This is a genomic window from Achromobacter sp. EG18 (assembly GCF_059759395.1).
In genome coordinates, this window is the sequence record NZ_CM186213.1 from 991,013 (window position 1) to 1,017,371 (window position 26,359).

28 protein-coding genes are annotated in these 26,359 nt (G+C 69.2%); 15 read left to right on the forward strand and 13 right to left on the reverse strand.

The window, feature by feature from the left end:
• Entirely contained in the window at positions 1 to 603 is a 603-nt protein-coding gene (locus tag AC6CR5_RS04745) for a GNAT family N-acetyltransferase (RefSeq protein ID WP_498085286.1), read from the reverse strand.
• Between the two features lie 128 nt (positions 604 to 731).
• Between AC6CR5_RS04745 and AC6CR5_RS04750 the strand changes: the two genes are divergently transcribed.
• On the forward strand, positions 732 to 1,967 hold the full coding sequence (locus AC6CR5_RS04750; protein ID WP_150100392.1) for an NAD(P)/FAD-dependent oxidoreductase: 1,236 nt from the start codon (positions 732 to 734) through the stop codon (positions 1,965 to 1,967).
• A gap of 12 nt (positions 1,968 to 1,979) precedes the next feature.
• Here AC6CR5_RS04750 and AC6CR5_RS04755 read toward each other — a convergent pair whose 3' ends face one another.
• Positions 1,980 to 3,101, reverse strand: a complete 1,122-nt coding sequence (locus AC6CR5_RS04755; RefSeq protein WP_006386068.1) for a 3-deoxy-7-phosphoheptulonate synthase — start codon at positions 3,099 to 3,101, stop codon at positions 1,980 to 1,982.
• Between the two features lie 201 nt (positions 3,102 to 3,302).
• Here AC6CR5_RS04755 and AC6CR5_RS04760 point away from each other — a divergent pair, with 201 nt between their 5' ends.
• On the forward strand, positions 3,303 to 4,529 hold the full coding sequence (locus AC6CR5_RS04760) for an EAL domain-containing response regulator (protein WP_006386067.1): 1,227 nt from the start codon (positions 3,303 to 3,305) through the stop codon (positions 4,527 to 4,529).
• 33 nt (positions 4,530 to 4,562) lie between these two features.
• Here the strand turns inward: AC6CR5_RS04760 and AC6CR5_RS04765 are convergent, their stop codons facing one another.
• Together AC6CR5_RS04765 and AC6CR5_RS04770 are read right to left on the reverse strand one after the other, a co-directional pair.
• Complete coding sequence (locus tag AC6CR5_RS04765) at positions 4,563 to 6,209, reverse strand: mucoidy inhibitor MuiA family protein (protein ID WP_498085287.1); 1,647 nt, start codon at positions 6,207 to 6,209, stop codon at positions 4,563 to 4,565.
• Positions 6,210 to 6,347: 138 nt separating this feature from the next.
• On the reverse strand, positions 6,348 to 7,256 hold the full coding sequence (locus tag AC6CR5_RS04770; RefSeq protein ID WP_006386065.1) for a LysR family transcriptional regulator: 909 nt from the start codon (positions 7,254 to 7,256) through the stop codon (positions 6,348 to 6,350).
• A gap of 104 nt (positions 7,257 to 7,360) precedes the next feature.
• On the opposite strand from AC6CR5_RS04770, the gene AC6CR5_RS04775 reads away from it, so the two are divergent.
• The gene (locus AC6CR5_RS04775) at positions 7,361 to 8,656 is read left to right on the forward strand and encodes an MFS transporter (RefSeq protein ID WP_020927576.1); all 1,296 of its coding nucleotides are present in this window, start codon (positions 7,361 to 7,363) and stop codon (positions 8,654 to 8,656) included.
• 28 nt (positions 8,657 to 8,684) lie between these two features.
• On the forward strand, positions 8,685 to 9,074 hold the full coding sequence (locus AC6CR5_RS04780) for a VOC family protein (protein WP_054447600.1): 390 nt from the start codon (positions 8,685 to 8,687) through the stop codon (positions 9,072 to 9,074).
• Between the two features lie 79 nt (positions 9,075 to 9,153).
• Here AC6CR5_RS04780 and AC6CR5_RS04785 read toward each other — a convergent pair whose 3' ends face one another.
• A complete protein-coding gene (locus AC6CR5_RS04785) occupies positions 9,154 to 9,450 on the reverse strand; it encodes a flagellar transcriptional regulator FlhD (RefSeq protein ID WP_054517377.1) in 297 nt (98 codons plus the stop codon).
• 300 nt (positions 9,451 to 9,750) lie between these two features.
• On the opposite strand from AC6CR5_RS04785, the gene AC6CR5_RS04790 reads away from it, so the two are divergent.
• From AC6CR5_RS04790 to AC6CR5_RS04800, 3 genes are all read left to right on the forward strand, one after another.
• Positions 9,751 to 10,464: a DUF2325 domain-containing protein gene (locus AC6CR5_RS04790; RefSeq protein WP_498085288.1), complete on the forward strand. Its 714-nt coding sequence runs from the start codon at positions 9,751 to 9,753 to the stop codon at positions 10,462 to 10,464.
• A 101-nt stretch (positions 10,465 to 10,565) separates the two neighbouring features.
• A complete protein-coding gene (locus tag AC6CR5_RS04795; RefSeq protein WP_020927580.1) occupies positions 10,566 to 13,580 on the forward strand; it encodes a GAF domain-containing hybrid sensor histidine kinase/response regulator in 3,015 nt (1,004 codons plus the stop codon).
• Positions 13,581 to 13,720: 140 nt separating this feature from the next.
• Positions 13,721 to 14,074, forward strand: coding sequence for a hypothetical protein (locus tag AC6CR5_RS04800; RefSeq protein ID WP_498085289.1), 354 nt, complete (start codon positions 13,721 to 13,723; stop codon positions 14,072 to 14,074).
• Positions 14,075 to 14,187: 113 nt separating this feature from the next.
• On the opposite strand, the gene AC6CR5_RS04805 is transcribed toward AC6CR5_RS04800, so the two are convergent.
• Entirely contained in the window at positions 14,188 to 15,627 is a 1,440-nt protein-coding gene (locus tag AC6CR5_RS04805; protein WP_173001287.1) for an RNA polymerase factor sigma-54, read from the reverse strand.
• Between the two features lie 214 nt (positions 15,628 to 15,841).
• The gene (locus AC6CR5_RS04810) at positions 15,842 to 16,780 is read right to left on the reverse strand and encodes a sigma-54 interaction domain-containing protein (protein WP_024068793.1); all 939 of its coding nucleotides are present in this window, start codon (positions 16,778 to 16,780) and stop codon (positions 15,842 to 15,844) included.
• A 177-nt stretch (positions 16,781 to 16,957) separates the two neighbouring features.
• Here AC6CR5_RS04810 and AC6CR5_RS04815 point away from each other — a divergent pair, with 177 nt between their 5' ends.
• Positions 16,958 to 18,328: a sigma-54-dependent transcriptional regulator gene (locus AC6CR5_RS04815; protein WP_020927584.1), complete on the forward strand. Its 1,371-nt coding sequence runs from the start codon at positions 16,958 to 16,960 to the stop codon at positions 18,326 to 18,328.
• A 34-nt stretch (positions 18,329 to 18,362) separates the two neighbouring features.
• Here the strand turns inward: AC6CR5_RS04815 and AC6CR5_RS04820 are convergent, their stop codons facing one another.
• Entirely contained in the window at positions 18,363 to 18,761 is a 399-nt protein-coding gene (locus tag AC6CR5_RS04820) for a hypothetical protein (RefSeq protein WP_020927585.1), read from the reverse strand.
• Between the two features lie 157 nt (positions 18,762 to 18,918).
• On the opposite strand from AC6CR5_RS04820, the gene AC6CR5_RS04825 reads away from it, so the two are divergent.
• Positions 18,919 to 19,197 (forward strand): hypothetical protein, encoded by a 279-nt coding sequence (locus tag AC6CR5_RS04825; protein WP_238919545.1) that lies wholly within the window; start codon positions 18,919 to 18,921, stop codon positions 19,195 to 19,197.
• Positions 19,198 to 19,233: 36 nt separating this feature from the next.
• On the opposite strand, the gene AC6CR5_RS04830 is transcribed toward AC6CR5_RS04825, so the two are convergent.
• Positions 19,234 to 19,518: a DUF378 domain-containing protein gene (locus AC6CR5_RS04830; RefSeq protein ID WP_026383478.1), complete on the reverse strand. Its 285-nt coding sequence runs from the start codon at positions 19,516 to 19,518 to the stop codon at positions 19,234 to 19,236.
• 216 nt (positions 19,519 to 19,734) lie between these two features.
• On the opposite strand from AC6CR5_RS04830, the gene AC6CR5_RS04835 reads away from it, so the two are divergent.
• Both AC6CR5_RS04835 and AC6CR5_RS04840 read left to right on the forward strand, forming a co-directional pair.
• Positions 19,735 to 20,328 carry a hypothetical protein gene (locus AC6CR5_RS04835; RefSeq protein ID WP_058664364.1) on the forward strand — a complete coding sequence of 198 codons (594 nt, stop codon included), beginning with the start codon at positions 19,735 to 19,737 and terminating at the stop codon, positions 20,326 to 20,328.
• A 27-nt stretch (positions 20,329 to 20,355) separates the two neighbouring features.
• Positions 20,356 to 20,994: a DUF4142 domain-containing protein gene (locus AC6CR5_RS04840; protein WP_238874293.1), complete on the forward strand. Its 639-nt coding sequence runs from the start codon at positions 20,356 to 20,358 to the stop codon at positions 20,992 to 20,994.
• Positions 20,995 to 21,025: 31 nt separating this feature from the next.
• On the opposite strand, the gene AC6CR5_RS04845 is transcribed toward AC6CR5_RS04840, so the two are convergent.
• Together AC6CR5_RS04845 and AC6CR5_RS04850 are read right to left on the reverse strand one after the other, a co-directional pair.
• Positions 21,026 to 21,913, reverse strand: coding sequence for an SDR family oxidoreductase (locus AC6CR5_RS04845; protein WP_006384546.1), 888 nt, complete (start codon positions 21,911 to 21,913; stop codon positions 21,026 to 21,028).
• Between the two features lie 101 nt (positions 21,914 to 22,014).
• Complete coding sequence (locus tag AC6CR5_RS04850) at positions 22,015 to 22,353, reverse strand: ElaB/YgaM/YqjD family protein (RefSeq protein ID WP_020927590.1); 339 nt, start codon at positions 22,351 to 22,353, stop codon at positions 22,015 to 22,017.
• A 260-nt stretch (positions 22,354 to 22,613) separates the two neighbouring features.
• On the opposite strand from AC6CR5_RS04850, the gene AC6CR5_RS04855 reads away from it, so the two are divergent.
• Positions 22,614 to 22,892, forward strand: a complete 279-nt coding sequence (locus tag AC6CR5_RS04855) for a hypothetical protein (RefSeq protein WP_047990745.1) — start codon at positions 22,614 to 22,616, stop codon at positions 22,890 to 22,892.
• A 21-nt stretch (positions 22,893 to 22,913) separates the two neighbouring features.
• Here AC6CR5_RS04855 and AC6CR5_RS04860 read toward each other — a convergent pair whose 3' ends face one another.
• Entirely contained in the window at positions 22,914 to 23,945 is a 1,032-nt protein-coding gene (locus AC6CR5_RS04860; protein ID WP_054444879.1) for a DNA topoisomerase IB, read from the reverse strand.
• A gap of 130 nt (positions 23,946 to 24,075) precedes the next feature.
• Between AC6CR5_RS04860 and AC6CR5_RS04865 the strand changes: the two genes are divergently transcribed.
• From AC6CR5_RS04865 to AC6CR5_RS04875, 3 genes are all read left to right on the forward strand, one after another.
• Entirely contained in the window at positions 24,076 to 24,630 is a 555-nt protein-coding gene (locus AC6CR5_RS04865; RefSeq protein WP_006386346.1) for a type 1 glutamine amidotransferase domain-containing protein, read from the forward strand.
• Between the two features lie 77 nt (positions 24,631 to 24,707).
• Positions 24,708 to 24,872: a hypothetical protein gene (locus AC6CR5_RS04870; protein WP_020927593.1), complete on the forward strand. Its 165-nt coding sequence runs from the start codon at positions 24,708 to 24,710 to the stop codon at positions 24,870 to 24,872.
• Between the two features lie 41 nt (positions 24,873 to 24,913).
• Entirely contained in the window at positions 24,914 to 25,066 is a 153-nt protein-coding gene (locus AC6CR5_RS04875) for a DUF3309 family protein (RefSeq protein ID WP_006386347.1), read from the forward strand.
• Between the two features lie 102 nt (positions 25,067 to 25,168).
• Here AC6CR5_RS04875 and AC6CR5_RS04880 read toward each other — a convergent pair whose 3' ends face one another.
• On the reverse strand, positions 25,169 to 26,347 hold the full coding sequence (locus AC6CR5_RS04880) for a PepSY-associated TM helix domain-containing protein (protein ID WP_047990747.1): 1,179 nt from the start codon (positions 26,345 to 26,347) through the stop codon (positions 25,169 to 25,171).
• Positions 26,348 to 26,359 lie beyond the last annotated feature (12 nt).

Consider the following 26,359-nt stretch of genomic DNA (forward strand, 5'->3'; position numbering starts at 1 on the left):
TCAGGGCGCGCGCCGCAGGCGCGCCAGCAGGCGCGCTTTGGCGGCGGGCCAGTCGTCGTCGAGGATGGCGAAATAGACCATGTCGCGGGTGCGTCCGGACTGCGCGATCAGGTGCTTGCGAAACACGCCTTCCTCGACGCCGCCGATGCGCAGGATGGCTTGCCGCGATTGCACATTGGCCGCCTCCGTCTTGAATACGACGCGTATGATACCAATTGTTTCAAAGGCGTGCTGCAATAAAAGATATTTCGCTTCGGTGTTGGCGCCGCTGCGCTGGCTGGCGGGTGTCAGCCAGGTGGCGCCGATCTCCAGGCGCCTGTGCGGCAGCGCGATATCCATGTACCGGGTCGTGCCGATGACCTGGCCGTCGGCGCGGCGGACGATGGCGAACGGCAGGCAGGCGCCCGCCGCCTGGCCCGCCAGGGCGCGTTCGACATAGCGGCGCATGTCCGCGGCCGACGCCACCGGTTCGGGCTGCAGCCGCCACAGTTCCTGATCGAGGCCGACTTGCGCGAGCGGACCCGCGTGGTCCAGCGTTAGGGGTTCCAGACGCACGATCTGGCCATCGAGCGTGACCGGTTGAAGGGAAGCGGGGGCGGGCATGGCGTGGCTCCGTGAGCGCGTCGGGGTCGGGCGCGGACCGTCGTGGCAGGCCTCCCCGGGGCGACGGATGATTCTACGCCCGCGGTCGTGGCTTGCCGAACCCCTCGCGGCGGCGCAGAATGCCGCGCATGAAAACAGACGTGGTAGTCCTGGGCGCGGGTATCGTCGGCGTGAGCGCGGCGCTGCATCTGCAGGCGCGCGGCCGCGCGGTGACCCTGCTGGACCGGCGCGGTCCGGGCGAGGAAACCAGCTACGGCAATGCCGGGTTGATCGAACGCGCCAGCGTCATTCCCTATGCCTTTCCGCGCGACTGGCGCAGCCTGTTGCGCTATGCCGGCAACCGTCGGCCCGACGTCCGCTACCATGCGCGCTTCCTGCCGCGCATCGCGCCCTGGCTGCTGCGCTACTGGTGGCATTCCGCGCCGTCCCGGCTGGCGCGGGCGGCCGCCGCCATGCTGCCGCTGATCGAGCGCAGCGTGGCCGAGCACGACGCGCTCAAGGACGCGGCCGGCATCGGCCGGCTGTTCCGCCGCAATGGCTGGATCGACGGCATGCGGACCCAGGCCAGCCTCGATGCCGCGGTCGCCGAGGCCGCCGCGCTGGCGGCCTACGGATTGGATTACGCGGTGCTGGACCGCCAGGGCCTGGCGGCGCTGGAACCGTCATTGTCGTCGCGCCTGGTGGGCGCGATCCATTGGCGCGATCCGGTCAATGTATCGGACCCGGGAGCGGTGGCGCGCGGCTACGCGGCCTTGTTCCAGCAACGCGGCGGCATACTGGCGCGGGGGGATGCGCGCACGCTGGAGTCGGTGTCCGGCGGTTGGCGGGTGCGTGGGGCGACGGGGCCGCTGGAGGCGCGCGACGTGGTGGTTGCGCTGGGCCCCTGGTCGCCCGATGTATTGCGGCCGCTGGGATATCGCATACCGATGGCGGTCAAGCGCGGCTATCACCAGCATTTCGCCCTGGAGGGCGGCGCCGCGCTGTCGCGGCCGGTGGCCGATATCGACAGTGGTTTCGTGGTATCGCCCATGACGCTGGGCCTGCGCCTGACCACCGGGGCCGAGTTCGCGCCGCGCGACGCGGCGCCGACGCCGGTACAGGTGGCGCGTACCCGGGCGCTGGCGGCGCAACTGCTGCCGCTGGGCGCCGCGGTGGAGAAGACGCCCTGGATGGGATGCCGGCCGTGCATGCCGGACATGCGGCCGGTGATCGGCCCGGCGCCGCGCCATCCGGGATTGTGGCTGGCGTTCGGCCATGCGCACCACGGCTTCACGCTGGGGCCGGTGACCGGCAAGCTGCTGGCCTGCCTGGTGACGGGGCAGGCGCCGGACATGGACCCGGCGCCTTACGCCTTGAACCGCTGAGGCGGCGCCGGTTCAGGCGTGGGCGCGGCGCTCGCGCACCGCTTGCGCCAGCAGGTCCAGCACCGGCAGCGTCTGGGCCCAGCCCAGGCAGGCGTCGGTGATCGACACGCCATGGCGCAACGGCTGGCCCGGCTTGAGATCCTGGCGGCCTTCCTCGAGGTGGCTTTCGATCATCACGCCGGTGATGCGGCGATCGCCGCGGCTGAGCTGGGCGGCGATGTCGCGCGCCACGTCGACCTGGCGCAGGTGCGACTTGTTGGAATTGGCGTGCGAGCAATCGATCATGACCTGTTCGCGTTGGCCGGCGGCGCGCAGCACGGCGCAACAGGCGTCGACGCTGGCCGCATCGTAGTTCGGGCCTTGCTTGCCGCCGCGCAGGATCACGTGGGTGTCCACGTTGCCGCGGGTTTCGAAGATGGCGGCCATGCCCATCTTGGTCATGCCCATGAAGGCATGCTTGGCGCTGGCGGCGACGATGGCGTCGGCCGCGATCTGCACGCCGCCGTCGGTGCCGTTCTTGAACCCCAGCGGGCAGCTCAGGCCGGAGCTGAGCTGGCGATGGCTGGGACTTTCGGTGGTGCGCGCGCCGATGGCGCCCCAGGCGATCAGGTCGGCGATGTATTGCGGGCTGAGCAGGTCGAGGAATTCGGTGGCGATCGGCAGGCCCAGGCCGCTGATGTCCAGCAGCAACTCGCGGGCACGGCGCAGGCCTTCGTTGATGCGGAAGCTGCCATCCAGGCGCGGGTCGTTGATGTAGCCCTTCCAGCCGACGGTGGTGCGCGGCTTTTCGAAGTACACGCGCATGACGACCAGCAGGTCATCGCGATACTGGTCGGCGGCGGCGCGCAGCTGGCGCGCGTATTCCATGGCCTGGGCGTGGTCGTGGATGGAGCAGGGGCCGACCACCAGCACCAGGCGGTCGTCGCGGCCGTGAAGCACGTCGGCGATGCGGGCGCGGCTGTCTTCGACCAGCGTCTGGATCTCGGCCGAAACCGGCAGTTCGTCCTGCAGCAGGGCGGGCGAAATCAACGGCCGCACGGCGCTGATGCGGGTGTCGTCCGTGCGGGTGTTGTCCTGGGTGGCGTCGGCCGTGCCGACCTCGCGGTCGTGCAGGGGATCGTCAATGCGGGTCAAGGGAAGCTCCGTGCCATAGATGCGGAAAAGAGCGTCATTATCGCACCGGCGGGCTTCGTCCGTCCGGGCTATGTCCCCCACGGTCTAGGCCGATCGGCGGCCGCGGGGGCGCAATAGGACCTAGCCCGTCGTCGCCGGCGCTACAGTCGCGGAAGATGCCGTAGCATGGAGGGACATGCCGACATCCCGAGGACGTGCGCGATGCCCAAGACCGACGCCGGTGCCAACCGACGGATCCTTCTGGTGGAAGACCACCCCGTGGAGCGGGCCTATCTGCAGAATATGCTGCTGGCGCTGGGCTATCGCCGGGTCGCGGGCGTGGGCAGCAGCACCGAAGCCGTCAGCGCGCTGGCGCGCCAGGCCTACGACGTGGTGATCAGCGACATCGTCATGGGCGAAGGTGACGGCACGCGCCTGCCGACCGAGTTGCGCCAGCTGGTCGACGGAGGCCGGCTCAAGAGCATGCCGCCCATCATCTGGATCAGCAGCCTGTCGGACGAACTGCTGCAGTCGCACGTGCGGCTGGCGCTGCAGGGCGGCTGCCCGTCGTCGCTGGCGCTGTCCAAGCCGGTCTCGCGCAACGCCATGCAGCATGCCGTCAAAATGGCCCTGCACAGCATCGAACACGGCACGACGGCTTCGCCGCGCCAGACGGCCGTGCGGCGCGATGAAATCGAGGCCGAACTGGGCCATGCGCTGAGTTCGGGCGAGGGCATGAGCGTGGTGCTGCAGCCGCAGGTCGACCTGGACAGCGGTCGCGCCGTCGCGGCCGAAGCGCTGTCGCGCTGGACCCATCCATCGTTGGGCGCCATTCCCGCCGTTGACTTCGTGCCGGCCGCGCACCGGCTGGGGCTGGACCAGACCCTGTTCAACCGCGTTGCCGATTGCGTGGTCGAGGTGCAGGTGGCGATGCACGCGGAGGGAATCGCGGTGCCGATCGCGATCAACGCATCGGCCTCGACGCTGTGCGCGCCCGGCCTGCCGGACGCGCTGGAAACGCGCGTGACGCAGGCCGGCCTGCCGACCCGCCTGGTCAAGGTGGAGCTTACCGAGGACGAGCCGGTCACCGACTGGTTGACGCTGTCGTCGGCGCTGAACCTGCTGCGGGTGCGCGGCTTCGAGCTGGCGATGGACGACTTTGGCGCCGGCATTGCGTCGATGCGGCTGTTTTCGGCCATGCCGTTCACGGAACTGAAGATCGACCGCGATTTCATCGTCCACATGCACCGCGAGCCGGCGTCGCGCGCGGTGGTGGCGGCCGCCATCGAAATGGGGCGCGTCCTGGGACGCCGGGTGGTGGCCGAAGGGGTCGAGCAGGAGCGCGACATCCAGTTGCTGCGCGAACTCGGTTGCAAGGTGGCGCAGGGCTATGGGATTTCGGTGCCGCTGCCGCCGGACGATTTCATCGCGTTCTGCCGCCGGCGATGAGCGCCCCGGCGGCAGCCGCGAAGACAGTCGTCGTCAGAGGCCGGCCACGTCGATGTCGCCCGGGTGATCGACCGAGAACTTGAACACCACGTCGCGCGACTTGCCCGGTTCCATTTCCCAGTTCCAGACCAGCACGCCGTCGTCTTCGCGCTTGATGTCGCGTTCGGCGGGCGACAGCAGCTTGACTTCGATCTTCTCGTTGCGCGAGATCGGCAGGCGATCCTTGAAGGTGACCTGTTCCTTGGTGGCCTTGTTGTTCTTGACGGTGATCTTGTACTCGTAGGTCACGCGCTTGCCGTTGCCGGAAAAACCGGTGCTTTCGGTGAAGCGATTGACCAACTGGCGCTTGATCGAGATGCCGTCGTCGGCGCCCAGCGCCAGTTCGAGTTTCTCGCCCGGCATCACCGTCTTCATGGAAGAGGCGGCGACGAAGGCGTCATCCAGGAAGGTATTGAGCGTGCCCGCCAGGAACGGGTAGTCGGTGCCGTTGCTGGCCAGGGCGGTCAGGAAGGCCGCCTCGCGCAGCGCCGGCGTGGATTGGTATTGCAGCGTGGCGGGCAGCTTGGCGGTGGTGATGGCGACGCGCTGCACGCTGTTGTCCGACGGCAGCGTGGCCGGGGCGCGGATCTGGAACGACGCGCTGGTGGCCTCCGACTGTACCGCGGCGGTCGAATCCTTGACGTCTTCCAGCGCATACGCTGCCTCGTCGGCCGCCATCTCGGCACTGGCCTTGGGGCTCATGCGCGCGCGAGATTCGTTGCGCACGACCGGCGCGGGGGCCGTCGCCGGCATCGGCCTGACAGGTTGCGGCGGCGCCGCCACGTCGATGATCCACGGATTGAGCTTGGGCGCGCCGCCGCCCAGGGCTGGCTGCGCGGTCGACAGCGTCAGCTTGACGTTGTTCCAGTCCTCGCCGGTGTTCTGCCGGATGACGCCGAAATAACCCAGGTCGACGCTGCGGTCGGCGGGGCGCAGGCGCGCGTCGTAGGCGGGTGTCCAACGGGCCCCGGCGACTGCGTAGGAGACGTTCAGGTCCAGTTTGCCGGCGCGCGCCAGGTTGACGCGCAGCGTGACGGTCTTGGTGCGGCGGTTGAGCTGGCCCTGCAGCTGGCCCAATTCGCCTTGCGCGGCGGACAACTGGCGTTCCAGGTCTTCGCGTTGCTCGGCGACACGACGCAGGCCGGCCAGCACGCGGTTGAGCGTGTCGGCGCTGAGCGACTGGATCGCCTTCAGTTCATCCAGGGTCGGGCGCGGACCGTCCTTGGCCGGTTCGGTGGCGCCCCGTTGCATCATCGCCACCAGTTCGCGCTGGTTCTCCAGCACCGCCGCCTCGTCGTCGAGCGCGCCCTGCTGGCCCTCGATCTTGCGGATCTGATCTTCCAGCTGCTTGACGCGGTCGTTGGGCGTATCGGCCTGGAAGGCGTCGCGCACCCGCACGTCCAGCAGGGTGGCCTGGCCGGTGCTCTTGGCGGACACCTGCAGCGAGTTTTCCTGCAGGCTGGCCGGCAGCTTTTCCAGCACCAGCTCGTGCTCGCCGGCCGGCAGGTCGCTGCTGGCGGCGCGGGTGACCACGGCGCGGTCCTGGTAGACCGTGACGGCGCCGATGGAGGAGGCCAATCCGGCCGCCGCGGCCAGACCGGGAAGCGTGGCAAGGGCCACAGCCAGGAGAGTACGTTGCACGTGTGCACCTATGGGCGGGTTGCGCCGGCCGGGCCCCGCCAGGGGGCCGCTGCGGCGATAGCGCGACAATTTACAGGGCGCCGCGCCGCCGGGGTTTACAGGAGGTGACAAAGGCGACAAGGCGATACCAGGCGGGTTTCACGCTGGCGCCGCGTGTTCCGGGTGGGCCAGCCCCCGCAGCATCTGGACCGCGTTGCGCGCGGCGATGGAGCGGTCGTGGCGGCGGTAGGCCATGTCCAGCAAGGCATGCGGCGCATCGCCCTTGATCGGCCGGTACTCGATGCCTTGCGCGCCCATGTGGCGCATGGCCGCCGGCACGATCGAGATGCCCACGCCCGCCGCCACCAGGCTGACGATGGACGCCATCTGCGGCGCCTCCTGGATCACGCGGGGCGTGAAGCCGGCGCGCAGGCAGGCGCCCTGGATGGCATCGTACAGGCCGGCGCCGATAGGGCGCGGATAGAGCACGAAATCCTGGTCCGCGAGGGCGGCGATGGGCACGCTGCGCTTGCGGCTGAGCGGATGGCCGGGAGGCAGGGCGATCAACATCGGTTCGTCCAGCACGCGCTCGGATTCGAACTCCGGGTCAAGCACGTAGGGCGGCCGCACGAATGCCACGTCCACGGCGTTCTCGCGCAGGCCGCGCAGCAGGCTGATGGTGTTGCTTTCCGTGAGGCTGATGCGCACGTCGGGATAGCGGTCGCGGAACGCCCGGATGGCGCGCGGCAGATAGGGATGGAACACGGCCGAGGCCGTGAATCCGACGGTGATGGCGCCATGCTCGCCCCGTCCGAGGCGGCGCGCCGTGTCGATGGCGCGGTCGGCGCTGGCCAGGATGGCGCGCGCGTCTTCCAGGAATTGGGCGCCGGCCTCGGTCAGTTCGACGCCGCGCGGCAGGCGCAGGAACAGCGGCGTGCCGATCTCGCGCTCCAGCTGCTGGATCTGCTGGCTCAGCGGCGGCTGGCCGATACCCAGCCGCGCGGCGGCGCGGGTGAAGTGCAGCTCGTCGGCGACCACGGTGAAATAGCGCAGGTGTCTCAGTTCCATCGTTATTAAATATAGCGAGTGCCGGTTTCATATATTGGACATATGCAGGGGAAAAGTCTACTTTGGTCACACGGGCCGTTGCCCGGTGTTTTTCGAGAATCCCGATGTCCACTGCTTCCGCCGCTTCCGCCTCCACCCCTGGCGCCGCGTCCCCCGCGCCGCAGCCCGATTACCTGGCGCGCGGCACGCCGGCCCTGCGGCGCGCCCAATGGGCGCTGTTCGCGGCCGGTTTTTCGACCTTTTCGCTGCTGTATTGCGTGCAGCCGCTGATGCCGCTGTTCACGCAGGCCTTTGGCGTGTCCCCGGCCGAGAGCAGCCTGGTGCTGTCGCTCTGTACCGGCCTGCTGGCCATCGCCATCTTCCTGGTCGGCCTGTTTTCCCAGGCGTTGCCGCGCAAGCGGATCATGGCGCTGTCGCTGCTGGCCTCGGCCATCCTGGGCACGGCGGCGGCGATCGCGCCCGACTGGCACAGCCTGCTGGCGTTGCGCGCCCTGCAAGGCGTGGCGATGGGCGGGGTGCCGGCGGTGGCCATGGCCTACCTGGCCGAGGAAGTCGAACCCGACACGCTGGGCTTCGCGATGGGGCTGTACATCAGCGGCAGCGCCTTCGGCGGGCTCTCCGGCCGCGTCATCACCGGCCTGGTGTCGGATCATTTCGGATGGCGCGCGGCCCTGGGCACGCTGGGGCTGCTGGGCGTGGTGGCGGCCGTGCTGTTCATCTGGCTGCTGCCGGCCTCGCGGCGCTTCACGCCGCGGCGCCCGCGCGGCTGGGCCGGCGTGGCCGGCGACGTGCGAGCCGGCATCGGCGCGCATCTGCGCAACGGCCCGCTGTGCGGCCTGTTCGCCATGGGCGGCCTGTTGATGGGCGCGTTCGTCACGGTTTACAACTATGTCGGCTTCCGCCTGCTGGCGCCGCCGTTTTCGCTGAGCCAGACGTTCATCGGCTTCATTTTCGTGGTGTACCTGGTCGGCATTTTCGCTTCCACCTATTTCGGCCGCCTGGCCGATCGCCATGGACGCGGCGCCATGCTGGCGGCCGCGACCGGCCTGGCGCTGGCGGGCCTGCTGCTGACCCTGTCGGATGCCCTGCCGCTGCTGATCGCGGGCATCGTGGTGTTCACCTTCGGATTCTTCGCCGCGCATGCGGTGGCCAGCGGTTGGGTCGGCCAGATGTCGCGCGGCTACAAGGCCTTGGCGGCTTCGCTGTACCTGCTGGTGTATTACGTCGGCTCCAGTGTGCTGGGTTCGCTGGGCGGACATTTCTGGACCGATGGCCGTTGGCCGGGCGTGGCCGCGATGGCCGGCGGCCTGCTGGCGTTGGCATTGCTCATCAGCGCGGCGCTGTACTGGCGCACGGCGCGTCTGCCGCAAGCGCCCGCGGTCGGGGGGAGCGCGTCATAATCGCATGCCCCCATCCTGGAGACCGCGCATGTTTTCGCATGTTTGCCTTGGCGTCAACGATTTCGATCGTGCCCATGCTTTCTATTCCGTCCTCACGCAGGCGCTCGGGCTCTCGCCGCGCTTTCTCGAGCGCGAGCGGCCGTGGGCAGGCTGGCAGCCGGCCGGCGGCGGCCGCCCGTTACTGGTGATCGGCACGGCCTACGATGGCGCGCCGGCCGCGCCGGGCAATGGGCAGATGACAGCGTTCCTGGCTGAAGACCGCGCCACCGTGGATCGTTGCCACGCACTGGCGCTGGCGCACGGCGGGCGCTGCGAAGGGCCACCGGGCCTGCGGCCTGAGTACCATGCGAATTACTACGGCGCCTATTTCCGCGACCCCGACGGTAACAAGCTGTGCGTGGTGTGCCATACGGCCTGACGCGGCCGGTCTTCGCAGTTTCGGTACGGCAGGCGCGACGTCCGGATTCCGTCCGGGGATGCCGCGGCCGCAACGGCTGTCAGGCCGGCGTCCGCAGAGGGGGCGCCTCGGCCGCCAGCGTCGCGTCCATGCCCTGGCTGAGGGCCGCCAGTAGCAGGTGCGGTTCGAGGCTCAACTGGGCGAGCACCATGCTGCATCGGGACAGGCGGGCCAGGTCTTGCGGCGCCAGGGCGGCCAGCCACTGGCAGGCCTGGGCCGATATCTGCATGCCCGCCAGCGCCGGCAGGTTGCCGCTGCGCGCCATCCGCTGCAACAGCAGCAGATACATGAGATTGGTTTCGTGGATGTCGCGCAGAAGTTCGGTGGATCTCGGCATCGGGTGCCCCTCACTTCATTGAATCCGCGGCCAGCGGCCGCAGCCGGGAACAGACAAGGCGCGAGCGTCCTGGAGGGGCGTCTGATCAAGCCGGCGGACTTGCGTGTCGCGGGCTTGTGTGCCGGTATGGTCCGTTGATCATATTTAAGCGGTCCGGGGCCGTCAGTAATGGATTTCCCGCAGCAGGGCGGGGGATATCGCTATATCGGTAAACGGACGCATTCTCATTTATAATGCCTCGCATGTCGACGGCGCCGCCCACGCGGATGCCATGTTGCCCGCCATTCCGAGAGGCCTCCGATGACCCTAGCTTTCCAGGCGCCCAATTCGCTGCACCGCGAACACGCGGCCTTGCTCGTCGCCTATGGCCAGGCCCAGGCGCGCTGCAGCCGCCTGCTGAGCGCCCAGGCGCAGCGCATCCAATGCCTGGAGGCCGAGGTCTTCAAGCTGCGCGCGGCGGTGATCCAGCGCGATACGGCGCTCGCCTGGGCGCGGGAAGATCGCGCCGCGCTCGAGGGCGCGATCCCCGGGCTGCCCCGGCGCGTGGCGCTGGCGCGGCGCGTGGCGCAATTGATGGAGCGGGTGCAGAACCTGATGCGCGAGCGCCTGGCCTGGCAGGACCGTGCCGCCCAGGCGCGCGCCCATCCGCTCGATTCCGCGGCGAAGCCGACGGTGCCTGCCGCGGTCATCGCCGCGGCCACGCTGCGCGAAAAATCCGTGCTGTGCGTGGGCGAGGATGCCATGGCCCTGATGCTGACGCGAAAGGTGGTGGAAATGGCTGGCGGGCGCTACCTGGGCCATTGCGGCGGTGAAAGCACCAATGGCGACACCCTCGAAGCCAGCCTGGTGGCGGCGGACCTGGTCATCTGCCAGACAGGTTGCGTCAGCCACGGCGCCTATTGGCGCGTGAAGGACCACTGCACCCGCACCGGCAAGCAATGCGTGCTGGTCGACAAGCCCGAGGCGCTGACGGCGCTGGGGCTGGCGCGCGAAAGCGCCGAATCGCCGCGCTGAGCCTCCTGGGTCGTGCCATATCGCCGTAATGCCGCGTTACCTTGGGTTGCGGCTGTTGCGGCGCGCTCGCAATACAGTCTGGAAACCCTGCAGGAGATTCCATGCTGACCCAGCGAGACCGCGTACCCCATCCCTGGACCGACACGCTCGCGCGGCTCGAGGACGAGCGCGTCATGCTGCAACGCATTGCCGCCGGCGTGCCGCTGGCCGAGGTGCTGGGACATATGCTGCACGCCATCGAGGCCCAATCCAGTGTCGAACTGCGCGCCTCGATCGCGCTGGTCGACGAAACCGGCGCGTTCCTGCGCCATGGCGCCGCGCCCAGCCTGCCAGCGGCGTTCAATGCCGCGATCGATCCGGCGCCGATCGGGCCGCAGATGGCCTCGTGGGGCGCGGCCGCGCATTGCGGCTGTCCGGTGTACGTCGAGGACATTGCCACCGACCCTGCCTGGGCGCGGTGGCGCTCGCTGGCGCTGGCGCACGGGCTGAGGGCGTGCTGGTCCACGCCCATCAAGGCGGCGGATGGGCATCTGCTCGGCGTGTTTTCGAACTACTACATGGCGCCGCGCTCTCCCACGGCCGACGATATCGACGCCATCGCCGTGATCACGCGCAGCGCCGCGCTGGCGATCGAACGACACGTGACCGAGACCGCGCTGCGCCGCAGCGGCGAGCGCTGGCGCGCCATGTTCGAAGGCATGCAGGAGGCGTTCTTCCTGAGCGAGGCGCTGCGCGATGCGCAAGGGCGTATCGTCGATTTCCGTTTTATCGAGGTCAACCCGGCATTCGAGCGCCAAAGCGGCATGAAGGAAGGCGATACGCTCGGCCATACGTTGCGCGAGATGATACCCGGCGTGCCGGACCAGATCCTGGACACGTTTGCGCAGGTGGTCGAAAGTGGCGTGCCCGCGCAGTTCGAGTTCGCCGTGCCGGCGCCGCGCCAGGCCTGGTACGAGGCGCGCGCGCGGCGCCAGGGCGATAACCAGATGATGGCGCTGTTCCTGGATGTCACCGCGCGCAAGGCAGCCGAGGCGGAGTTGTGGGAAGGCCAGCACCGCAAGAATTTCATGCTGGGGCTGGGCGACCGCATGCGCGAACTGCAGCAGCAGTCCGCGATCGAGCAGCTTGCCTGCGAAAGTCTGGGCCAGCACCTTGCGCTTGGCCTGGTGGCGGTGGTGGACTGGCCGGGGGAGGGGGCCGAACCGGTGCTCTCGACCCAATGGCGGCCGGGGGCGGCCGGTGACGCGATGCAGGCGGGCGCGGACCCCACGCTCCTGGACGAGCGCTTGTGCGAGGCGCTGCGCGGCGGGCGCACCGCTTTCATGGAGCCGTTGCTGGCGCAGGCCGATGGAGATATCGTGCCGTCCGCCATCGTGGTACCGATGGGCCGCTGGGGGCGCCAGGGCGGCGCGCTGGTGGCCCGGCCGGCGCCCGGCGCCCATCTGCGGCGCGGCGATATCACCTGCATCGAGGAGGTGGCCGAGCGGCTCTGCGGCGCGGTCGAGCGGTCGCAGTACGCTCGCATGCTGGAGCAGCGGGTCGAGCATGCCATCGCCGAACGCGATCGCATCTGGCGCCTGTCGCCGGAATTGCTCGCGGTGATCGACAGCCAGGGACGCTATGCCAGCGTGAATCCCGCGGTGCGATCGATCCTGGGGTGGACCCCGGAGCAATTCCTGGCGATGGGATTGCGCCAGCAGATCCATCCGGACGACTACGAAGCCACGCGCGCGGCGCTGGCGCAGGCCCGGCACGCGCCGGCATCGCAGGGAGTGCGGCACCTGGAGAATCGCATCCTCAAGCGCGACGGCAGCTACGCCTGGATCACCTGGAGCATGTCATGGGCGCAGGACAGTCTGTACATGGCGGGCCGTGACGACACGGACCTGAAATTGCAGGCCAAGACGCTGTTGGAAACCGAGAATGCGTTGCGCCAGGCGCAGAAGATGGAGGCGGTGGGCCGGCTCACCGGCGGCATTGCGCATGATTTCAATAACATGCTGCAGGGAATCACCGGCGCGCTCTATCTGATCCAGCGCAAGCTGGCGGCGGGCACGCCGGAGCAGGCGACGCGGTTTGTCGGCGTGGCGATGGACTCGGCCAACCGCGCGGCCCATCTGACCCAGCGCCTGCTGGCGTTTTCGCGGCGCCAGCCGATCGATCCCCAGCCATTCGCGGTGGCCGCCACGCTGCAATCGATGGTGGACCTGTTCCATCGCTATACCGGCGAGGCCGTGTCACTGGTCTTCGATCTGGAACCCGGCCTGTGGCCGGTACGCTGCGATCGCAACCAGTTCGAGAGCGCGGTGCTGAACCTGGTGATCAACGCCTGCGACGCGATGCCTGACGGCGGCACGCTGACGGTGTCGGGCTCGAACACACAGCTGGACGAAAGCTTCCTGCTGCCCTATCCGGGCATACCGCCCGGGGCGTTCGTCGAGCTGCGGGTGACCGACGTCGGCTGCGGCATGACGCCAGACGTGCTGGCGCATGCCTTCGATCCCTTCTTCACCACCAAGCCGCTGGGGCAGGGCACGGGCCTGGGCCTGTCGATGATCTACGGCTTCGCCAAGCAGGCGGGGGGCATCGTGACGCTGGAAAGCGAGGTGGGCGCCGGCACCTCGGTCAGCATTTTCCTGCCGCGCTTCGAAGGCGTCACGATCGCGCCGGCCGCGTCGGCGCCCACGGCCGGCCCCCTGGCCGGCGGAGCGCGGCAGGCGGTGGTCATGGTGGTTGAGGACGAGGCCAATGTGCGCGAAATGGTCTGCGAATGCCTGGCCGAGCTCGGCATGCGGGTATTGGCGGCGGAAGACGGCGACACGGGCCTGGAACGGCTGCGCGCCAATGCCGATATCGACCTGTTGATCTCCGACGTGGGGCTGCCCGGCCTGAATGGCCGCCAACTGGCCGACGCCGCGCGCGCTACGCATCCGGGCCTGAAAGTGCTGTTGATGACCGGCTATGCGGAAAGCGCCGCGCGGGGCTCGGGCTTCCTTGACACCGGCATGGAGCTGATCGTCAAGCCGTTCGCGCTGGATGCGCTGGCGCAACGGGTGCAACGCATGCTGGAATCCTCCGGCGCGCATACCGATGGCAGGCGCCTGCCGACGGGATGACCGGGTTGCATGTGAGGGGGGCATGACAGGGTTTCAAGTGGCGGTAAAAATTGCCGCTGGCGCAACGCCGTCCGCGGGCGGCGGGCCACGGGAATGGGGATTGCTATAGGAACAGGGCAACCTGACCAAGGAGTGAACCCATGAAAATCCGTGCGTTGACCTATGCCGTCGTCGTGGCCGCCAGTCTGGGCGGCTCCTCCGCCTGGGCGCAATCCGCCAGCCCCACGGCGCCATCCACCACCCCGAATGACGGCACCGCCGTGCAACCGAACCGGCCGGTGCCGCCGGGCCAGGCCGCCCCGGCGCCGAACGCCGCGCCGAGCACGCAGAGCATGCCGCCCAATGTGGACAAGCGGGGTACCACGCCGTCCTCGGACAAGCGCAGCGGCGAAATGCCGAACCGCAATAGCGAGGCCAATGACAATGTGCCGCGCACCCCAGCGGCCGGCGCCACGCCGCCTCCGGGCTATCCCAACACCGGCGGCAGCAAGTAGATGTGGCGGCGGCCCGCGCGTCCGCCGGGGCGCGCGGGCCGTGTCGGCCCTGGATGCCACGCGGGGAGCGATCCTGATCGCTCCCCGCGTGGCGTTTCAACACGACAAGACGGTCAATGGGCGCGTCGCAATTCAGCGGGAGGAAGGCGCAATTGGCCACGATACTTCGACACGGTGCGGCGTGCCAGGACGATGCCATTGGCGGCCAGTTGCTGGGCCAGGGCGACGTCGGACAAGGGCATGGCGGGGTCTTCGGCCTCGATCAGTTCCTTGATCAGCGCGCGCACGGCGGCGGCCGAGCAGGTCCCGCCCGAGTCGGTGGCCAGCTCACGCGAGAAGAAATGGCGGAACTCGAAGACGCCGCGGGGCGTCACCATGTACTTGCTGACCGTGGCGCGTGACACCGTGGATTCATGCATGTCGAGGTCATCCGCAACTTCTTTCAGCATCAACGGCCGCAGCGCCACTTCTCCGTATTCGAAGAAGGTCTGCTGACGCTTGACGATGGCCTCGGCGACACGCTGTATGGTGGTGTAGCGCTGCTCCACATTGCGCACCAGCCAGCGGGCCTCCTGCAGCTCCTGCGCCATGGGGCTGCGGTCGTCCAGCCGGGCCCGGTGGAACAGATCGGCATAGACCTGGTGCAGGCGGGCCTGCGGCATCGCGCTGCGATTGGGCACGACGCGCCAACGCGAGCGCCATTTGTCGACGAACACGTCCGGCACCACATAGACCGGCGCCTGCCCGTCATAGCGGCGACCTGGCTTGGGGTCCAGATTGCGGATGAGCGCGCAGGCCTCGCGCAACGCGTCGTCGGAGCAGTTCAGCGCCCGCCGCAAGCCGGCGACGTCGTTCTTGGCGAGCCGGTCGATCTGCCCGCGCACGATATCCAGCGCCAGTCTGCGCAGCGACGCGTCGATGCCGGGCGCGGCCTCCAGTTGCAGCGCCAGGCACTCCGGCAGATCGCGCGCGGCCAGGCCCGGCACATCCAGTTGCTGCACCAGGCGCAGCGCCGCCAGCCATTCGCTGTCATCCGGCGGGGGGGTGAAATCGGCGCTCAGGGCATTGCACAGGCTCGCGGTCGGCGTGCGCAGATAACCGTCCTCGTCGAGCGCATCGATGATGAATTCGGCCAGCAACCGGTCGCGCGGCCCGAGCCGGTAGTTGCCCAGCTCCAGCGACAGCTTTTCGCGCATCGACACGGGGGCGCTGGCCCACTGGCTCAGGTCGTGGTCTTCGCCGTCGCCACGGGAAGGAACGGGATAGTCGCCCGCGTATTCGGGCGTGGTGGCGGCAGGTTCCAGAGTGACCTGCGTGATCTCGCCCGCTGGTGTTTCGGGTTCGGACGGATCGTCGACGGGTGGCGCGGTCGGTTCAGTGGCGTCCTGCGCCGGGTCCGGCACTTGCTCCTCGACTTCCTCGAGAAACGGATTGCTCGCCAGTGCCAACTCGACGGCGGTGGTGAATTCGAGCGCCGACATCTGCAGCAGCTTGACGGACTGCTGCAACCGGGGAGCCAGCGTCATCTGCTGGCGCAGGCGCAATTCTTGCATCGGGTGTCCCAAGAAACTCTCCTGCAACGCGGGCCGCCGGAAGGGCGGCGCATTCCTGGAACGATGCAATAATCATGCCAAGCCGCCCAGCGGGCGGGAGCGCGGCTTGCGGCGCCTGCGGCGCCGGCCGGGTTTACAACAAGACGGTAAATACTGCGCCCTGGCGGGGGACGGAGTGATCCCGTTGGTGACGCCGCGCGCGCCGGTCCGCCGCTCAGGCGCCGCCCACATCCTTTTCGTAGACGTCCAGGCGGTTGTACAGCGTCTTCAGGCTGACACCCAGGGTTTCGGCCGTCAGGCGTTTGTCGCCGCCGTGATGGGCCAGGGTGGCGAGAATGAAGTCGCGCTGCGCGTTGCCCAGGGCGGTGCCCACCGGGAAGCTCAGGGCGCCGTCCTTGAACTCGGCGTGGGGCGCGGCGCGCGCGCGCGGCAATTCCGCGTCCAGTTCCTCGTCGCACAGGATGTAGGCGCGCTGCACGGCGTTGCGCAGTTCGCGCACATTGCCCGGCCATTCGTGCCGGCCGATGGCCTGCAGCATCCGTGGCGAAAATGTCTTGCTGGTGCCGTGGCGGGCGTTCAGTTCATTCAGAAAGTGTCGCGCCAGCGTCACCGCGTCGCCATCGCGCTCGCGCAGCGGGGGCACGCGCAGGGGGATCACCAGTAGCCGATGCAGGAAGTCCTGCCGCAGGCGGCCGTCGGCCACCGAGGCCGCCGGATCGCGATTGCTCGCGCACAGGATGCGCGCATTGGCCCGCAGCAGGTCGGTGCCGCCCACGCGCTGGTAAGTGCCGGTTTCCAGGACGCGCAGGAAATGCACCTGCATGTCGGGCGGCATTTCGGTCACTTCATCCAGGAACAGGGTGCCGCCACTGGCCGATTCGAAGTAGCCGGCGTTCTGCGCCACGGCGCCGGTGAAACTGCCTTTTTCGTGGCCGAACAATTCGGCATGCGCCAGCGAACCGCTGATGGCGCCGCAGTTGACGGCGATGAAGGGATGGTCGCGGCGCTCGCTGGCTTCGTGGATGGCGCGCGCCACCACTTCCTTGCCGGCGCCGCTTTCACCGACGATGAAGACGCTGGCGTCGGTTTCGGCCGCCAGGCGTACCTGGGTGGCCAGCTTCTGCATCACGGGGGACAGGCCGGAAACGTTCATGATGCCATCCATGGTAGTGGGCGCTACGCGCCAGCGATGCGACCAGTTGCAAGTAATCGAAAACTTTAGTGGATCGTATCGAATATTTACGTCACGCCGCCGCAGCTTCGCTATGCTCGAACGTGGCCGCAGCGGCGCCAGGCGCCATTGCCCGGGCCCCAGGTTACAGGAGACGCCATGCCACACCTGCTGATCGTCGATGACGACGATGCCATTCGTGAAACCCTGGCCGAACTCGGTCGCGACAGCGGGTTCACGGTGGCGCTGGCCGCCAGTGTCAAGGACGCGCTGATCCAGCTCGAGCGCCAGGCGCCCGATCTGGTGCTGACCGACGTGCGCCTGCCTGGCGGCAGTGGCATGGACATCTTCAAGAATGTGGCCGTGGCCAGCGCCGAGGTCGTGGTGATGACGGGGCACGGCACCGTCGACAACGCGGTCCAGGCCCTGCGGCTCGGCGCCACCGACTATCTCGTCAAGCCGATCTGCATGGAGCGGCTGAACGGCATCCTGGCGCGCATCATGTCCAATACCGGCCGCGAACTGCCGGGCACGCCGTTCGAGGCGCCCGGCCGTTTCGGCAAGATGTACGGCAGCTCGGCGCCGATGCGCGAGCTGTATCGCCAGATCGGCCGGGTCGCGCCCACCGGCGTCACGGTGTTGCTGGTCGGCGAGAGCGGCACGGGCAAGGAACTGGCCGCCCATGCCATCCACGAATTGAGCACGCGGCGCCAGCGGCCGTTCATCGCGGTCAACTGCGGCGCGATTTCGCCGCACCTGATCGAAAGCGAGATGTTCGGCCACGAGCGCGGCAGCTTCACCGGCGCGGACCGCCAGCACAAGGGGTATTTCGAGCGCGCCGATGGCGGCACGCTGTTTCTGGACGAAGTCACGGAGATGCCGCTCGACCTGCAGGTCAAGCTGTTGCGGGTGCTTGAAACCGGCCAGTTCATGCGGGTCGGCACCAACCGCGAAATCGGTTGCGATATCCGCATCGTCGCCGCCACCAATCGCAACCCCGAACAGGCGGTACAGGAGGGCAAGCTGCGCGAGGACCTGTATTACCGCCTGAACGTATTCCCCCTGGAACTGCCGCCGCTGCGCGAGCGCGGCGAGGACATCCTGCTGCTGGCCGATCGCTTCCTGCAGGCGCAGAACGAGGAGACCGGCCGCTCCAAGGCGTTTTCGGCGCGTGCCGCGGCGGCGCTGTCGCAGTACGAATGGCCCGGCAACGTGCGCGAATTGAAGAACTTCGTGCGCCGCGCCTTCATCATGGCGGAAGGCGACGAACTCGATGCCGACCTGCTGGCGCCGCAGGTGTCGCCCAGCGGCGACGTGTCTGGCGGGCAGGTCAGCGTGCCGGTCGGGGAGACGTTGGCGGAAGCGGACCGTCGCCTGATCCTGGCCACGCTCGAGCGCTGCAAGGGCGTCAAGAAGCAGGCGGCGGCCGTGCTGGGCATCAGCCCGAAGACGCTCTACAACCGGCTCGAGGAGTATGCGGCGGCGGGCTACACGCTGCCCGGCGAAGCACCGGCGGAAGGCGCGCGCTGAGGCCGCCTTCCGCCTCGTATCCCGCCGCTTCCCGTCACTTGCCGTGGCGGGTCTTCAGGTCGGCCAGGCAGGTGTCCTTGGCATTGCCGGACATCGCATCGCATTTTTCCTTGCCGACCTTGTAGTCGGCCTCGTTGCGCGCCTTGGCCGCGTCATGATTGGCTTCGGCCTTTTCCTTGCCGGCCTTGGCGTCGGCCCTGGCCTTGTCGCGAGTGGCCTGCGCCTGCTGCTCGCAGACGTCCTTCTGATTGCCCTTCATCGCGTCGCACTGTTTCTTGTCCATCTTGTATTGATTGTCGATCTGTTCGTTGCTGCGCACGGCGGAGGAGGCGCCCGAGGCGGTCTGCGCGGCCGCGGGCAGGGCCAGCGCGGACAGGCCCAGCGCCGCGGCCGGGATGAGCGTCAGGGACAAGCGGATCTTGGACAGATTCATGGATGGCTCCTTCGGATGGGAATTGGGCGGGCCGGAAAAATGGGCCGCCGTGAGCGGGTGAGCAAGCGGCGTGCCCGCCAGCGCCCAGGCACGCCGCTTGCAGCGCAAGTACCCGACAGGGTGCCGTCCGCGGCATCCGCGACATTGGGAGATAGCCATGAGCAAAGCCACCACCGCCCAGCCGACCAGCCGCCGCGACCAGGATGACGCGACGGGCGCCGCGCGCCATTCCGGGGACGTCGACGCCGGCAAAGCCAACACGCCGCAGGACGACACGGCGGCGGCTCACCGCAGCGGCCAGTTCGGGGCGGACCAACCCGGACGCGATACGCCGGCGGCTCCTCGCCGCGCGGACAAGCATCCCCATCCGAAGGGGGCCGAGTATGAAGAGGGCGGCCAGTATCCCGGCACCCGCAAGCCCGGCGCGGGGTGGTGAGCTCGGCGCGGGCAGGGCCGCGCTCACCGCCGACCTTCAGGCCTCGTCGGCGGCGAGCCGGAACAGCAACACCACGCAATGCAGCGCGGCCAGGCCGACCAGGCCGTAGGCCACGCGGCCGGCCAGCGGCCAGGGCAGCATGCGCGCGAACACATCCAGGTTGACGGCCGCGATCAGGCCGCAGTTCAACCCGCCGGCCACCAGCGTGACCAGGGCGGTCCAATCCAGCGGCCGCAGGCCGTGGCGGTCGCGGGCGCTGCCGGCAACGTTGTCGCCGTTCGTGGCAAAAGCGAGATCGTCGTCGTCGCCATAGGTTTGCATGTCGCACTCCGATGCCAGCGGCATGCGGGTCATGCGCCGCCGACGGTGGTGCCGCGTCGCGGCGCGGGATGGCTTGCGCGCCGCAACCGCGGCCGGCAACCACCACGCTTTCCCCGGTGGCGATGCAGCAAGCGGCGTGCCGCGCACCCGGCCGGGCATGCCAATTGCTGCCGGCGGGCATGGCCCACGACGGGCCCGAGCCGATAGGAGATTGCCATGTCCCTGATTGTTGCCGCGCGCTTCCAGACGTTCGACGAGGCGACCGAGGCGGCGCAGCGCCTGCGTCTCGAAGGATTCTCCGAGGACGAGCTGCACACGTTCTACATCAACACGGCGGGCGAGCATGCGCGCTTCCCGCTGGGCGGGGACCGCGTCGCGGATCCGGATGCCCGCGGCGCGCACCTGGGCGCGCTGGCGGGCGCCGCGGTGCTGGGGTTGCTACTGGCGTTGGCCGGCGGCCTGGTGGCCCTGTGGTCGGGCGCCGCGACGCTGGTGGTGATCGTGGCGGCCGGCGCGGGAGCCTATATCGGCGCCCTGGCCGGCGCGTTGCGGGTGGCGGGCAAGAACCGCCGGCGCCCGGCAAGGACTGCGCCCGGATCCGCCGAGGCGCATCCGGTCCTGAGACAGGCCGGGGTGATGCTGGCGTTGCCCGTATCCCCGGAGCGCGAAGCCGTGGCGCGGCGGGTGCTGCGCGAGGCGGGAGGGCACGATATCGAACGCGCCCAGGGCCGCTGGCAGGATGGCAAGTGGCAGGACTTCGATCCCTTGAAGCCGCCGCGCCACGTCGAGGCGCCGTCGGTGGCGCCGTGAGCCGCCGATGGCGGCAAGGAGACGCAGATGAATCACAGAACCCTGCTGCAAGCGCTGCTTGCCGCTTGCCTGTTCATGCTGCTGGCCGCGCCCCTGGCTGCCCGCGCCGCGCAGTTGTCGCCGGCGGACAGCCACTTCCTGCAGGCGGCCGCAGCCGCCGATGCCTTTCAGCTGCAGGCGGCGCGCCTGGCCAGCGAACGCGCGGCCAGCACCGAAGTGCGGGCCTTCGCCGAGAAGATGCGCTCGAGCTACCAGGAACGGGATGCCGGCCTGCGGCAACTGGCGCGAGCGAAGCGGATCACGCTGCCGGCCAAGGCGGAGCCCGGCGATCAGCGCGCGCTGGAAGCAATGGCCGGCAAGACCGGAGAAGCGTTCGACAGCCTGTATATCGAGCAGGTAGCGCTGCTGGCCCATGAGAAGAGCGAGCGTCTGTATCGCACCGCGGCCGAGCAAAGCGCCGACGCCCAGGTGCGTGATTTCGCCCTGCGCCATCAGCCGGTGCTGGCCGACCAGCTTGCGCTGGCGCGCGCGCTCAAGCGGGATCCGGCGGCACGTCCGGACGCCGCGGCGCCGCCTGCCCGACAGGGCGAACCCCCGCCGGTGTCGCCGGCCGAGCGCAGCGCGCCCGCCTCGGTGGCCCCGAAGACGGTGGCGCCACAGAAATAGGCCAGTCCGCAGGCGCGGGCTGGCCGCGGCCTCAGTCGCCCGCGCTGCCCGTGATGGGAAGCACGATGCCGGTGATGTAGCTGGAGCAGGCCGGCGCCGCCAGGAACACATAGGCGGGCGAGATTTCCTCGGGCTGGGCCGGCCGGCCCAGTTCCGTGTCCTGGCCGAAAGACGGGATTTCGTCGGCGTCGCGGTCGGCGGGATTCAACGGCGTCCAGACCGGTCCCGGCGCCACCGCATTGACGCGGATGCCCTGGCTGGCCAGGTTCGACGCCAGTGAGCGGGTGAATGCATGAATGGCGCCTTTGCTGGTGGAGTAGTCCAGCAGGCCGCCGCTGCCGCGCAGGCCGGTGACCGAGCCGGTGTTGATGATGGCGGCGCCCGCGCGCAGATGGGGCAGGATCGCGCGCGCCATGTAGAAATAGCCGTAGATGTTGGTGCGCAGGGTCTTGTCCCACTTTTCGTCGCTGATGGCCGACAGCCCTTCGTCGTGCTGTTGGTAGGCGGCGTTGTTCACCAGCACGTCGAGCCGGCCAAAGGCTTGCGCCGCCTGTTCCACGGCCCGGTCGCAGAAGGCCGATTCGCGCACGTCGCCGGCGATCAGCAGGCAGCGCCGGCCTTCGGCCTGCACCGCGCGCTCGGTTTCGCGGGCGTCCTCGTGTTCGTTGAGATAGACGATGGCGACGTCCGCGCCTTCGCGCGCGAACAGCACGCTGACTGCGCGGCCGATGCCTGAATCGCCGCCGGTGACGATGGCCGCCATGCCGGCCAATTTGCCGCTGCCCTGGTAGCCGGGCGCCAGATACTGCGGCCGCAGCGCCATGCGCGCTTCTTCGCCGGGCTTGGGCAGGTGCTGGGCCGGCATGGGCGGCGTCGGATGGGGCCGCGAGCCAGGCGCGGCGTCGTCGGATTGCGTCATGCGGATCTCCCTGGATGGCGGGCGCCGATGCGCCCTCGGGCCATCCCGAGCAACTGCCATGCCCGCGCGCGCCGCCGGCGCGCGCGGGCGACCCGCCTGCCTTACTGGCGGCCCACCACCACGCCGAACAGGAATGCCGCGCCGGCCACCAGGCCGATCGCCTGCCAGGGACGCGCATGGATGTACTGCTCGGTGCAGTCGATGGTCTCGCGCACCATGTCCTGGGCGCTGTCGGAGGCGTTGCGCAGGCTGTGGCGGGTATCGCGCAACTGCTCGGCCAGCCGCGCCTTCAGGGCCTCCAGGTCGGTGGCCGAGGCGTCGCTGAGGGTGGCCTCGAGATCGTCGATCCAGCTTTCGGGGTGACGGCGGCGGCGCGCGCCGCGGTCGTCGGGGCCGTTCTCGGGAAAGTCCGAGGGCGCGGGGGTATGGTTGTTGGCCATGGGAAGCTCCTGGAGTCTGCGTTGGCGAAAACATGGCCGCGTTCCGTCGCGGGCGCGGCGCATGGAGAAAAGGCTGGCATGTATCGGCCCCGTAGGGGTCTTGCATTGCATCTCGTTGTGAATGTTCGTTTTACCGTGAACCGGCGCTCCTGCGGGTCCTGCCACATCCGCTTGCAATTTGAGCCGTGCGCGCATGCTGTCCAGGTGGCGCATGCCGTAGCATGGATCGGACCATAGCGGATTTATCGGGAGCGTTTCGCATGACTTCATCCAAGACCTCCACACCATCATCATCGCCTGGCAAGCTCCGCGCCGCAGGGCAGGCGCGCAGCGGCGCCGCGGCTGCGGCTTCAGGCAAGGTATTGCCGCCGCAGGCGCCGGTCGACGTGCCGCGCCAGCCACCCAGGCCCGACGCGGCCACCCCGGACGAAGCCGCCCGCGACGGCCGCCGGGTGGCCGACGACCAGACCGAATCCAACTGGGCCGACAACGCCCAGCCGCAACCGCGCGCCAAGAACGCCCGCTCGTCGATTCTCTGAGCGACCCCGGCCAGGGGCCGCTCAGGCGTCCCGCAGGAAGGCCAGCAGCCGCCGCTCGTCGGCATTCAGGCCGCGCGGCCGCGCGGGCGCGGCGGCGCGCGGCGGCAGTCGCCCCGCCAGATATTCCTCGATGATCAATGGATGCACGTAGCAGGCGCGACAGACCGCCGGCGTATTGGCCAGCCGTCGCGATACTTGCTTGATGACGTCCACCACTGCCTGCCGCGCCTGCCGTTCATCGACCCAGGGGCGCGCCTGCAGCGCCGCGAAGGCCAGCACGGAACCCGCCCAGGTCCGGTAGTGCTTGGCGCTGAAATCGGCGGCGCCGGCTTCCCTCAGATAGGCATTGACCGCCTCCGAATCGATGCCATGGGCCTCGCCGGTTTCGTCCAGGTACTGGAACAATTGCTGGCCGGGGATCTCCAGGCAGCGCTTGGCCACCCGGGCGATGCGCCGGTCTCTCACCGTCACGTCATGCGCCACGCCGCTCTTGCCACGGAATCGGAAGCGCAGGCGATCGCCACTGACGCTGGCGTGGCGTCGCGTCAGGGTGGTCAGGCCGTAGGAGCGATTGGCGCGCGCATATTCACGCGTGCCGATGCGGATCAGGGTGTCGTCCAGCAGGCGTACCACCGCGGCGATCACTTTGGCCCGAGGCAGACCCGGCATCAGCAAGTCGTGCTGCACCCGGCGCCGGATGCGGGGCAGCTGCAGGCCGAACGCGCCCAGACTCTGGTATTTGTCGGCGTCGCGCAACCGTGCCCAAGCGGGGTGGTAGCGATATTGCTTGCGGCCACGCGCATCGCGCCCGGTCGCCTGCAGATGGCCATGCGGCAATGGGCAGATCCAGACATCTTCGTACGCCGGCGGGATTGCCAGGGCGCGGATGCGCGCTAACTCCGCCGCGCGGGTGATGCGCCTGCCATGCGTATCCAGGTAATGGAAGGTCGTGCCATTGACCCGCACCCGGGAATAGCCGGGCCCGGTGTCGTCCATATAGACCAGCGCGTCATCGGCGCCGCGCTCGCGCGGCGCGGGGCTGCGGTTTGCCATGGGCCCTCCTGCAGGTGGCGCCGGCCTGGAGCAAGCCGCATGCCCGGCCCGCCCCGGGGCCGCGGCAAGTCACTGGCGCACGGGCACGCCGCTTGCTGAGGGATGTCTTGCCGCAAACCGGGAGTATTGAATGACACAGACACTACAGGACTTCAACGTCGCCATTCTGGTGATGGACGGATTTGAAGAGGTGGAGCTGACCGACCCGCGCGACGCCTTGCGCGCGCAGGGAGCGCGCACCGTCATCGTGTCGGCGCGGCACGGCGACGTGCAGGGCATGCGCCACCACGACAAGGGCGAGCGCGTCCAGGTGGACCTGACGTTCGCGCAAGCGCGCGCGGAAGCGGATAGGTTCGATGCCGTGCTGCTGCCGGGCGGCGTGGTCAACGCCGACGAAATCCGCCTGCATCCCGACGCGCGCGAGCTGGTGCGCGCCCTGCACGAGGCCGGCAAGCCCGTGGCGGTGATCTGCCATGGCGCCTGGCTGCTGATTTCGGCGGGCCTGGTCAAGGACCGCAAGATGACCAGCTGGCCGTCGCTGGCCGACGACCTGCGCAATGCCGGTGCGCAATGGGTGGATGAGGAAGTGGTGGTGGATGGCCGCTGGATCAGCAGCCGCAAGCCGGACGACATCCCCGCATTCAATCGGGAACTGCTGCGCGTTTTTGCGCTGGCGCGCCCCTGAGCGCCAGCGTGTCCAGAGGGGAGCGGACCGGGAACCGCCCGGCCGCGCGACCCGCAGCGTATTTACAGGAGAGCGCCATGCCAGACCATCTGTATTTGCACGTTCCGCCGAAGCCGGAGCCGATTCCGCCAGGCTCGCCGCCGGGCGACTTGCCGGTCGATCCGGACACCGATGAGCCCGAGGTGGACCTGCCGCCGCTTGAACCGCCACCCGCCCGGGACAAGACCGCCACGGTCCACTGAGCGCGCGGGCCGCGCTTGAACCAAGAACAAACGGAGCCATCATGTCTACCATTCTGCTGATCGTCCTGATCCTCCTTCTCATCGGTGCCGTGCCCGCGTGGCCGTATAGCCGGGGCTGGGGCTATTACCCCAGCGGCCTGCTGGGGATCGTGCTCATTGTGTTGATCGTGCTGCTGCTGACAGGACGCCTGTAGCGCGGCGTCCCAGGCGCGTCCGCCGCTGCGGGAGCAGGGGCGGGCCGCCGCCAACGCGCCCCTGGACGGGCCGTGCGGCGGGCGCGCGGCGCGACGGCCGGCTCAGGCTTGCCGCGCCGCGCGTGCGCGCGCCTGCGCCGCCTGGCGGCCGCGATGCTGCAGGCGCCGGCGGCTGATCCAGATGATCACCCCGGTCGCGAAGAACAGCAACGGCAGCAGGCCGAGCACCGCCGTCAGGATGCGGGTCGGCAAGCCGTAGAGGCTGCCCGAGTGCAGCGGGAACATCACCGCCAGGAAGCGTTGCGCGGCCGTGCCTGAAATGGGGTCGGCCGCCGATACCAGGGCGCCGTTGCGCATGTCGATGAACATGCGCAGGGTGCCGACCGGCTGCCAGTCATCAGCGCGGCGCACGCGCGCCTGGTAGACGCCGCGCGCCGGATCGCGCCGCAGCATCACCAGGGTGGCATCGGCCGGCGCCAGGCCGCGCGCCCGGGCCGCGGCGCCGTCCCAGCCGATCTCCGGTTCGGCCGGACCCAGCGCCGGCAGCACGGCGGCGCGCGCATCCAGCGGCACCGTGGCCACGCTGGCGACCAGTTGCCGGCCCAGTTGCGGCAGGCCCAGGAAAAACCCGGTGCCCGCCACCACCAGCAGGAATAGCGCGGTTATCAGCCCGGCGGCGCGATGCAGTTCGTAGCTGGTGCGAAAGGCGCCGACGCCGCGCGTCACGGTCACCGAGCGACGCCAGTGCCCGGGCCGGGGCCACGCCAGATAGATGCCAGCCGCCAACAGCGCCAGCCACGCCAGCGCCAGCCAACCCAGGATTTCGCGGCCGGTCTTGCCTTGCAACAGCGTCATGTGCCAGCGCAGCAGCAATGGCATCACATGGGCCCGGTCCAGCGCGACCGCATCGCGGTTGCGGCTGGCCAGCAACTGGCCGGAGCAGGCGTCCACGCCTGCCTCGTTGTCCGCGGTCGCGTCGTGCCTGAATTGCACTCGATAGCTGTCGCCCGCGGCCTGGGGCAGGGTGATGGCGCCGATCTCGGCGCCGGGCCAGGCTCGCTGGACCGCGCCGGCGGCGGCCGAAGGGGGCTGCGCGGTGTTGCAGGCGCCGGCCGTGTTGCGCAGCATGCGGGCATTCAACCATCCATCCAGTTCATGATCGAAGGCCAGCAGGCTGCCGCTCAGGCCCGCCAGGACCAGCACCACGCCCAGGACCAGGCCCGTCCACCGGTGCAGGAATGACACGGCGGTGCGCAGGGATTTTCGGAGCTTGGCTTTCATGGCGCGGTCGAT